The sequence below is a fragment of the Kitasatospora sp. NPDC001225 genome, from assembly GCF_053597855.1.
Window position 1 is genome coordinate 1 of the sequence record NZ_JBSFJC010000220.1, and the last position, 8670, is coordinate 8670.

Consider the following 8670-nt stretch of genomic DNA (forward strand, 5'->3'; position numbering starts at 1 on the left):
GGAGCCACTGCGGAGCATTGGCGACCGACGACAACGCGGCGAGGTGCGTGCCCCGGCGTCGCCCCGCAGACGCGAGTTTGAAGACAGGCCCTAGGCGAGCTTCCCCACCGGCGCCACCACCGCGCCCTGCTTGCCGCACACCCAGTGCGGCTCCGGCCCCAGCTCGGGCTCCACGCTCAGCGCGTGCGGGTCCCCGTCGGCCGCGCACCCGGTGCACAGCGGCCAGCGCCCGTACGCCTCCAGCAGCGCGTCCTGGACGTCCTGGGCGACCAGCCCGAGCACGTACTCGGTGCCGTCCGGCCACTGCTCCAGCCACCAGCGGCGGTGCGTCACGGCCTGCTCCACCAGCGAGACGACGGCGGCGTCCGCCACGTCCCGCGCGGTGAGGTCGGCCAGGATCAGTGCCCGCGCGTTGTGCAGGGCGGTCTCGATGTCGTCGGAAGCCATCCGTCCATTCTCCGTCCACCGGCCCGAACGCCGAAACGCCGTGTGGGCGGCCCCCCGAAGGGAGCCGCCCACACGGACGAGGAACCAGCCGATCCGATCGGAGCGATCAGGATCAGAAGTCCATGTCACCGCCCGGCATGCCGCCGCCGGCGGCCGCGGCGGCCTTCTCCGGCTTGTCGGCGATGACGGCCTCGGTGGTCAGGAACAGCGCCGCGATGGAGGCGGCGTTCTGCAGCGCGGAGCGGGTCACCTTGGCCGGGTCGATGATGCCCTCGGCGATCAGGTCGACGTAGGTGTTGGTGGCCGCGTTCAGGCCGTGACCGGCGGGGAGGTTGCGCACCTTCTCCACCACGACGCCACCCTCCAGGCCGGCGTTGGTCGCGATCTGCTTGATCGGGGCCTCCAGCGCGACCTTGACGATGTTGGCACCGGTGGCCTCGTCGCCCTCCAGCTCCAGCTTGTCGAAGGCGACACCGGCCTGCAGCAGGGCGACGCCACCACCGGCGACGATGCCCTCCTCGACGGCGGCCTTGGCGTTGCGGACGGCGTCCTCGATGCGGTGCTTGCGCTCCTTGAGCTCCACCTCGGTGGCCGCGCCGGCCTTGATGACGGCCACGCCGCCGGCCAGCTTGGCGAGGCGCTCCTGGAGCTTCTCGCGGTCGTAGTCCGAGTCGCTGTTCTCGATCTCGGCGCGGATCTGGTTCACGCGGCCCGCGACCTGCTCGCTGTCGCCGCCACCGTCGACGATGGTGGTCTCGTCCTTGGTGATGACCACCTTGCGGGCGGTGCCCAGCAGGTCGATGCCGGCGTTCTCCAGCTTGAGGCCGACCTCCTCGGAGATCACGGTGCCACCGGTGAGGATGGCGATGTCGCCGAGCATGGCCTTGCGGCGGTCACCGAAGCCCGGGGCCTTGACGGCGACGGACTTGAAGGTGCCACGGATCTTGTTCACGACCAGGGTCGACAGGGCCTCGCCCTCGACGTCCTCAGCGATGATGACCAGCGGCTTGCCGCTCTGCATGACCTTCTCCAGCAGCGGGAGCAGGTCCTTGACCGAGCCGATCTTGGAGTTGGCGATGAGGATGTACGGGTCCTCGAACGTCGCCTCCATCCGCTCCAGGTCGGTGGCGAAGTAGGCGGAGATGTAGCCCTTGTCGAAGCGCATGCCCTCGGTGAGCTCGAGCTCCAGACCGAAGGTGTTGCTCTCCTCGACGGTGATGACGCCTTCCTTGCCGACCTTGTCCATGGCCTCGGCGATGAGCTCGCCGATCTGGGTGTCGGCGGCGGAGATGGAGGCGGTGGAGGCGATCTGCTCCTTGGTCTCCACGTCCTTGGCCTGGGCCAGCAGCTGGTCGGAGACGGCCGCGACGGCCTTCTCGATGCCGCGCTTCAGGGCCATCGGGTTGGCGCCGGCGGCGACGTTGCGCAGACCCTCGCGAACCAGGGCCTGGGCGAGCACGGTGGCGGTGGTGGTGCCGTCACCCGCGACGTCGTCCGTCTTCTTGGCGACCTCCTTGACGAGCTCCGCACCGATCTTCTCGTACGGGTCCTCGAGCTCGATCTCCTTGGCGATGGAGACACCGTCGTTGGTGATCGTGGGGGCGCCCCACTTCTTCTCCAGCACGACGTTGCGGCCCTTGGGGCCGAGCGTGACCTTCACGGCGTCGGCGAGCTGGTTCATGCCACGCTCAAGGCCGCGGCGAGCTTCCTCATCAAAGGCGATGATCTTGGCCATCTGAAGTGGTCCTCCGGGACACGGTCGACTGCTCGGACCAAGGGGTGCCCGCGACGGACGGCCCTGGTGTGCGGGGGTCCATTCCCCTACCGCTCCCGGGGGCCTCACCGACCCGGTCCGCTGTCACTCTCACGCTGTGAGTGCTAACGCCAATGATTAGCACTCCGGGTGGTCGAGTGCAAGCCCAATCGACGATCCGCGAGCCGTCGCCGGAGCCCCGCCCGAGCCCCGGCGGAGCCGCGTCGGGGAACGCCGACGGGCCCGTACGACACGCGTCGCACGGGCCCGTCGAGAAGCGAGTGGTCACCAGCCGTAGGGCCGCGCCGAGCTCCTGGAGTCGGAAGGGGTCAGACCGCCGCGCGGACCATGTCCGCCTGCGGGCCCTTCTGTCCCTGGGAGATCTCGAACTCGACCCGCTGGCCCTCCTCGAGGGTGCGGTAGCCGTCCATCTGGATCGCGCTGTAGTGGACGAAGACGTCCGCACCACCGTCGACCGCGATGAAGCCGTAGCCCTTCTCCGCGTTGAACCACTTGACGGTGCCCTGAGCCATTCCGAACTCCCCTAGTGCTGTGCTGGCCCTTCACGTGCCCGCAGGTCGCGGGCCCGGGTTGGTTGAAGGCCGGCCCGGGGAACCCCCCCTGGGCGCAGCCGTGCACGCCGCAACCATCCGCGCGGAACGCCGGGCGGCCTCCGGTGAGCGGGTGATTGCGTCGACCGCCGCTGAATGTATCCGGATCGACGCCCTCTGCAACAGGGCCAACCGCCGGTAATTCCGCCAAGGCGTCAAGGGACAGGACGGATCGAATCGGAATAATCTCGGCATTCCACGCCGGACATAGCGGACGAATTACTCAAATGCCCGCGCGAATTCTGACATCTGCCTGACATGTTTCACGGTCCGCCCCCGGCGGCCGGACGCCCCCGGGCCGAGCGCTGCGGGGGCCGAAAGGGAAACCCTGTTCCCAGCCGAGCCACACTCTACTCCGACTCGACCCGGAAATATTCCCGCCGGAATGCGAGCGGTCGCCCGCGCATACGGAGAACGGATTTCCGTACGCGCGGGCGACCGCGGGTTCTGCTTTGTCGGCTCAGCAGCCGCCGGCCACCGCCGGGATGATCGAGACGCTGGCGCCGTCCTTGATCTCGGTCGCCAGACCCTCGGCGAAGCGCACGTCGTCGTCGTTCACGTAGACGTTCACGAAGCGGCGCAGCTTGCCGGTGTCGTCCAGGATGCGGGCCGCGATGCCCGCGTGGTTCTTCTCCAGGTCGGCGACGACCTCGGCCAGGGTGGCACCCTCGGCGGTCACCTCGGCGGCGCCGTCGGTGTAGGTGCGCAGGATGGTGGGGATGCGGACGGTGGCGCTCATGACTCTCCTAGCGGGGGCGGGGCCTATCGGGTGGTTCAGGCGGACACGAGGCCGGCGGCGCGGAACGAGTCCAGCGTCGGGCGGATGACGGCGGTCATCCCGGAATCGGAGACGGCGTCCAGGGTCTTCAGCCCGTCGCCGGTGTTGATCGCGACGGTCTCCTTGGCCGGGTCCAGCTGCCCGGTCTCGACCAGCTTCTTCAGCACGCCGACGGTCACCCCGCCCGCGGTCTCGGCGAAGATCCCCTCGGTCCGCGCCAGCAGCCGGATCGCCGCCACGACCTCGGCGTCCGTGACGTCCTCCACCACGCCACCGGTACGGCGGGCGATGTCCAGCACGTACGGGCCGTCGGCCGGGTTGCCGATCGCCAGCGACTTGGCGATGGTGTCCGGCTTCACCGGCTTGATCACGTCCCGGCCGGCCTTGAACGCGGCCGACACCGGCGAGCAGCCCTCCGCCTGGGCGCCGAAGACCTTGTACGGCCGGTCCTCGACCAGGCCGAGCCTGATCAGCTCCTGGAGCCCCTTGTCGATCTTCGTCAGCTGCGAGCCCGAGGCGATCGGGATCACGATCTGCTCCGGCAGCCGCCAGCCGAGCTGCTCGCAGATCTCGTACGCCAGCGTCTTGGAGCCCTCGCCGTAGTACGGCCGCAGGTTCACGTTGACGAAGCCCCAGCCCTCGCCGGCCGGGTCGCCGATCAGCTCCGAGCAGAAGCGGTTCACGTCGTCGTAGTTGCCCTCGATGCCGACCAGCTCGCCGCCGTACACCCCGGCCATGACGACCTTGCCCTGCTCCAGGTCGTGCGGGATGAACACGCAGGACCGGAACCCGGCCCGGGCCGCCGCCGCACCCACCGCGCCGGCCAGGTTGCCGGTGGAGGAGCAGGACAGCGTGGTGTAGCCGAACGCCCGGGCCGCCTCGATCGCACACGCGACCACCCGGTCCTTGAACGAGTGCGTCGGGTTCCCGGAGTCGTCCTTGACGTGCAGCTGGGCGGTGAAACCGAGCTCCCGGCCCAGGTTGTCCGCCTTCACCAGCGGGGTCCACCCCGGGTTCAGGTTCGGCTTGGACGCCACGTCGGCCGGCACCGGCAGCAGCGGCGCGTACCGCCAGATGGAGGCCGGACCGGCCTCGATCCGCTTGCGCAGCTCCTCGGCGCCCTCGCTGCCGAACTCGTAGGCGATCTCCAGCGGGCCGAAGCACTCCAGGCACGCGAAGCTGGGGCCGAGCGGGAAGCGGGTGCCGCACTCGCGACAGGACAGCGCGGCGGCCGGGCCGAGGTCGACGGAAACGGGTGCGGCAGTGTCGATAGCCATGATGGCGAGGCCTCTCTCCTCATCTTCCCCGTGGCGCGGTCGCGACACGGGACGGAATTGGCACCTGTCCCGCCGGGGCCTGTCGACAGACAGCCGCGCGAGAAGGTTGCCGGGACGTCAACGGGCCGTTCCCTCAGTCCCTCTGGATGAGCTTGTGAAATTGTGGTGGTGCTCAACGGAGACCCCGGCGTGCAAAGGTCCGACCGCTGTACGAAGACTGTATCCGAAGGCGTCAAACCTGAACGGGACCGTCCGCCAAGCGAGATGACCCGTCCCACCGACCTCGCCGAGGAGATCTCCGTGCCCGCCGAACCGACTCCCGCGCTCCTCCCGCAGGCGGCGTCCTGGCTGCGCCGCCGCTCCTGGAGCGCGGCCGACCGGCCGGTCCGCACCCTGCTCGACGCCAAGGAGCGCACCGGCCGCACGGTCAGCGTGGTCCTCCCCGCCCTGGACGAGGAGGCCACCGTCGGCGACATCGTCCGCACCATCCGCCGCGAACTGATGGAACGCCTCCCGCTCGTCGACGAACTCGTCGTCGTCGACTCCGGCTCCACCGACGCCACCGCCGCCGTCGCCGCCGAGGCCGGCGCCCGGGTCGAGCACCGCGACGCCGTCCTGCCCCGGCTGCCCGCCGTCCCCGGCAAGGGCGAGGTGCTCTGGCGCTCGCTGCTGGTCACCCACGGCGACATCGTCTGCTTCGTCGACGCCGACCTGCGCGAGTTCGACCCGGCCTTCGTCTCCGGCATCGTCGGCCCGCTGCTCACCGACGAGTCCATCCAGCTGGTCAAGGCCATGTACGACCGCCCGCTGGAGTCGGAGGGCGCCGTCCTGCCCGCCGGCGGCGGCCGGGTCACCGAACTCGTCGCCCGCCCCCTGCTCAACCTCCACTGGCCGGAACTCGCCGGTTTCGTCCAGCCGCTCGGCGGCGAGTACGCGGCCCGCCGCTCACTGCTCGAACGGCTGCCCTTCCCCACCGGCTACGGCGTCGAACTCGGCCTGCTGGTCGACGCCCTGGAGCTGGCCGGCCTGGACGCCCTCGCCCAGGTGGACGTCGGCGTCCGGCACCACCGCCACCAGGACGGCCAGGCCCTCGGCCGGATGGCCGCCACCATCTACCGGACCGCCCTGGAACGCCTCGACCGCACCCACCGCCTCAAGGCCTCCGCCGACCTCGTCCACCCCCACCTCACCCAGTTCACCCGCGACCCGGAAACCCGCGCCTTCACCGCCCACACCCACCCGGTGACCGCCCTCGAACGCCCCCCGATCCACACCCTCCCCGAGTACGCCGCCCGCCATTAGGGCCTCTCTTCGACGGGCCGCACGGGTTTGCCACGCCGACCCCACGGCAACATGCCAACCATGGGCGATCTCACGACCAACCGTTCGAGCGTGACCGGCACCGCCCCCGTCCTGGTGGCGTCCAACCGGGGACCGGTGTCCTTCAGCACCGCCGACGACGGCACGCTGACCCTGCGCCGCGGCGGCGGCGGCCTGGTCTCCGGCCTCTCCGCCATCGACGACCCGAACGCCGTCTGGGTCTGCGCCGCCCTCGACGACTCCGACCGCAGGGCCGCCGCCGAGGCACCCCACGGCCGCCTCGACCTGGCCGGCCACGAGGTCGGCGGCCAGGCCGTACGGATGCTGGACATCGACCCGCTGACCTTCGCCCGCGCCTACAACGGCGTCGCCAACTCCACCCTCTGGTTCGTCCACCACCTGCTCTACGCGACCCCCACCGCGCCCTCCTTCGACGCCGCCTTCCGCACCGAATGGGCCGCCTACCGGGCCTACAACGAGGCCTTCGCCGAAGCCCTCGCCGCCGAGGCCGCCCCGAACGCCGCCGTCCTCGTCCAGGACTACCACCTCTCCCTGGTCCCGGCCCTGCTCCGCGAAGCCCGCCCCGACCTGCGGATCGGCCACTTCTCGCACACCCCCTGGGCCCCGCCCGAGTACTACCGGATGCTGCCCGACGACGTCGCCCGGGCCGTCCTCACCGGCATCCTCGGCGCCGACCGGGCCGGCTTCCTGACCCAGCGCTGGGCCCGCGCCTTCGCCGCCTGCTGCGAGGACCTCCTCGGCGCGACCGTCGACCACGACGCGCTCACCGTCACCGTCGACGGCCGCACCACGCGCCTCGGCGTCCACGCCCTCGGCGCCGACGCCGACTTCCTGCGCGAGCGCGCCCACCGCCCCGACGTCGACGAACGCCTCGCCGCCCTCCGCTCGGCCGTCGGCGACCGCCGCACCATCGTCCGGGTCGACCGCACCGAGCTGAGCAAGAACATCGTCCGCGGCCTCCAGGCCTACCGGCACCTGCTCCGCACCCGCCCCGAGTGGCACGACCGGGTGGTGCACATCGCCTTCGCCTACCCGTCCCGCACCGACCTCGCCGAGTACCGCGCCTACACGGCCGCCGTCCAGCGGCTCGCCGAGGAGATCGACGCCGAGTTCGCCACCCCCGCCTGGCAGCCCCTGATCCTCCACGTCGACGACGACTTCCCGCGCTCCCTCGCCGCCTACCGGCTGGCCGACGTCGCCCTGGTCAACCCCATCCGCGACGGCATGAACCTAGTCGCCAAGGAGGTCCCGGTGGTCTCCGACCACGGCTGCGCCCTCGTCCTCTCCCGCGAGGCCGGCGCCCACGCCGAACTCAAGGACGACGCCCTCACCGTCAACCCCTACGACGTCATCGCCACCGCCGAGGCCCTCCACGCCGGCCTCACCATGAGCCCGGAGGAGCGCGCCGACCGCACCAAGCGCCTGGCGGCGGCGGCCACCGCGCTCCCCCCGCAGCAGTGGTTCCTGGACCAGCTCAACGCGCTGTGAGCGCGTCCGCCAAGGCCCCCAACAGCTCCACCACGCCCTCCGGCCCGGCGACCACCAGGTCCGCCCGGTCGGCCAGCTCCCGCACCGGCGCGTCCCCCACCGCGCCGGCGCAGACCAGCACCCCGGCCACGCCCTCGCCGCGCAGCTCCTCCACCGCGGCGAAGGCCGCCACGTCCCCCAGGTCGTCCCCCGCGTAGAGCACCGACCGCGCCCCCCGCTCGCGCAGGAACCCGGTCAGCGCCGCCCCCTTGTCCACCCCCGGCGGCCGCAGCTCCAGCACCAGCCGCCCGGGCTCCACCACCAGCCCGTACCCGGCCGCCAGCTCCCCCACCGGCGCCCGCAGCAGCTCCAACGCCTCCTCCGGCGCCGCCGTCCGCCGGGTGTGCACGGCCACCGACCGCCCCTTGTCCTCCACCCACGTCCCCTCGGGCGCCCCCACCCGCTCCAGCACCCCCGGCAGCACCGCCCGCACCCGCGCCACCCCCGGATGCACCTCCGGCGCCGAGAGCTCCCCGCCCTCCCACCGCTCGGCCCCGTAGTGCCCCAGCACCACCACCCCCGGCAGGTCCGCGAACCCCCCGTACTCCACCGCCACCCCGGCCGGCCGCCCCGTCACCACCACGACGCCCCCCACCACCGACGCCAGCCGCCGCAACACCCCCACCACCCCCGGATGCGCCCGCGCCCGCCCCGGATCCGCCACGATCGGCGCCAGCGTCCCGTCGAAGTCCAACCCGATCACGGCATCCCCGGGCGCGCCCAGCACCGCCCGCACCCCGTCCCGCCCAGCCCCGGTCCCCGGCACGAACATCTCTTCAAAGCCCATACCGAAGCCCTACCCCGGAGCCCCCCACTCCGCACCCCGCCCACCCCGGAGCCCCCACACCCCGGCCTCCCCCACCCCCCGCACCAAGGCCACCTCCCCCACCCCCGCACCAGGGCCCCCTCCACCACCCCCACCCACCCGCCCCTCCC

The 8670-nt window shown here is 71.9% G+C and carries 8 protein-coding genes and 1 riboswitch; of the genes, 2 read left to right on the forward strand and 6 right to left on the reverse strand.

Going from position 1 to position 8670, the window contains the following annotated elements; all coding sequences use genetic code 11:
* Window positions 1-90 precede the first annotated feature (90 nt).
* From ACWDCZ_RS37465 to thrC, 5 genes are all read right to left on the reverse strand, one after another.
* Window positions 91-447, reverse strand: coding sequence for a hypothetical protein (locus tag ACWDCZ_RS37465; RefSeq protein WP_049652339.1), 357 nt, complete (start codon window positions 445-447; stop codon window positions 91-93).
* Window positions 448-559: 112 nt separating this feature from the next.
* On the reverse strand, window positions 560-2182 hold the full coding sequence (groL, locus tag ACWDCZ_RS37470) for a chaperonin GroEL (RefSeq protein ID WP_049652341.1): 1623 nt from the start codon (window positions 2180-2182) through the stop codon (window positions 560-562).
* A gap of 347 nt (window positions 2183-2529) precedes the next feature.
* Entirely contained in the window at window positions 2530-2733 is a 204-nt protein-coding gene (locus tag ACWDCZ_RS37475; protein ID WP_030289665.1) for a cold-shock protein, read from the reverse strand.
* Between the two features lie 538 nt (window positions 2734-3271).
* Window positions 3272-3550, reverse strand: a complete 279-nt coding sequence (locus ACWDCZ_RS37480) for a MoaD/ThiS family protein (RefSeq protein ID WP_049652344.1) — start codon at window positions 3548-3550, stop codon at window positions 3272-3274.
* A 35-nt stretch (window positions 3551-3585) separates the two neighbouring features.
* Window positions 3586-4866, reverse strand: a complete 1281-nt coding sequence (gene thrC / locus ACWDCZ_RS37485) for a threonine synthase (RefSeq protein WP_449818260.1) — start codon at window positions 4864-4866, stop codon at window positions 3586-3588.
* 16 nt (window positions 4867-4882) lie between these two features.
* Window positions 4883-5019, reverse strand: a riboswitch (SAM riboswitch).
* A 111-nt stretch (window positions 5020-5130) separates the two neighbouring features.
* Here thrC and ACWDCZ_RS37490 point away from each other — a divergent pair.
* A complete protein-coding gene (locus ACWDCZ_RS37490) occupies window positions 5131-6168 on the forward strand; it encodes a glucosyl-3-phosphoglycerate synthase (RefSeq protein ID WP_074005445.1) in 1038 nt (345 codons plus the stop codon).
* A 60-nt stretch (window positions 6169-6228) separates the two neighbouring features.
* A complete protein-coding gene (locus ACWDCZ_RS37495) occupies window positions 6229-7695 on the forward strand; it encodes an alpha,alpha-trehalose-phosphate synthase (UDP-forming) (protein ID WP_449818261.1) in 1467 nt (488 codons plus the stop codon).
* Here ACWDCZ_RS37495 and otsB read toward each other — a convergent pair.
* Window positions 7682-8521, reverse strand: coding sequence for a trehalose-phosphatase (gene otsB, locus ACWDCZ_RS37500; RefSeq protein ID WP_449818262.1), 840 nt, complete (start codon window positions 8519-8521; stop codon window positions 7682-7684). The genes ACWDCZ_RS37495 and otsB overlap by 14 nt on opposite strands.
* Window positions 8522-8670: the final 149 nt, after the last annotated feature.

Excerpts from the sequence above, each read along its gene's own strand:
- ACWDCZ_RS37465 (WP_049652339.1), bottom strand. The coding sequence starts at position 447 with ATGGCTTCCGACGACATCGAGACCGCCCTGCACAACGCGCGGGCACTG.
- groL (WP_049652341.1), bottom strand. The coding sequence starts at position 2,182 with ATGGCCAAGATCATCGCCTTTGATGAGGAAGCTCGCCGCGGCCTTGAG.
- ACWDCZ_RS37475 (WP_030289665.1), bottom strand. The coding sequence starts at position 2,733 with ATGGCTCAGGGCACCGTCAAGTGGTTCAACGCGGAGAAGGGCTACGGC.
- ACWDCZ_RS37480 (WP_049652344.1), bottom strand. The coding sequence starts at position 3,550 with ATGAGCGCCACCGTCCGCATCCCCACCATCCTGCGCACCTACACCGAC.
- thrC (WP_449818260.1), bottom strand. The coding sequence starts at position 4,866 with ATGGCTATCGACACTGCCGCACCCGTTTCCGTCGACCTCGGCCCGGCC.
- ACWDCZ_RS37490 (WP_074005445.1), top strand. The coding sequence starts at position 5,131 with ATGACCCGTCCCACCGACCTCGCCGAGGAGATCTCCGTGCCCGCCGAA.
- ACWDCZ_RS37495 (WP_449818261.1), top strand. The coding sequence starts at position 6,229 with ATGGGCGATCTCACGACCAACCGTTCGAGCGTGACCGGCACCGCCCCC.
- otsB (WP_449818262.1), bottom strand. The coding sequence starts at position 8,521 with ATGGGCTTTGAAGAGATGTTCGTGCCGGGGACCGGGGCTGGGCGGGAC.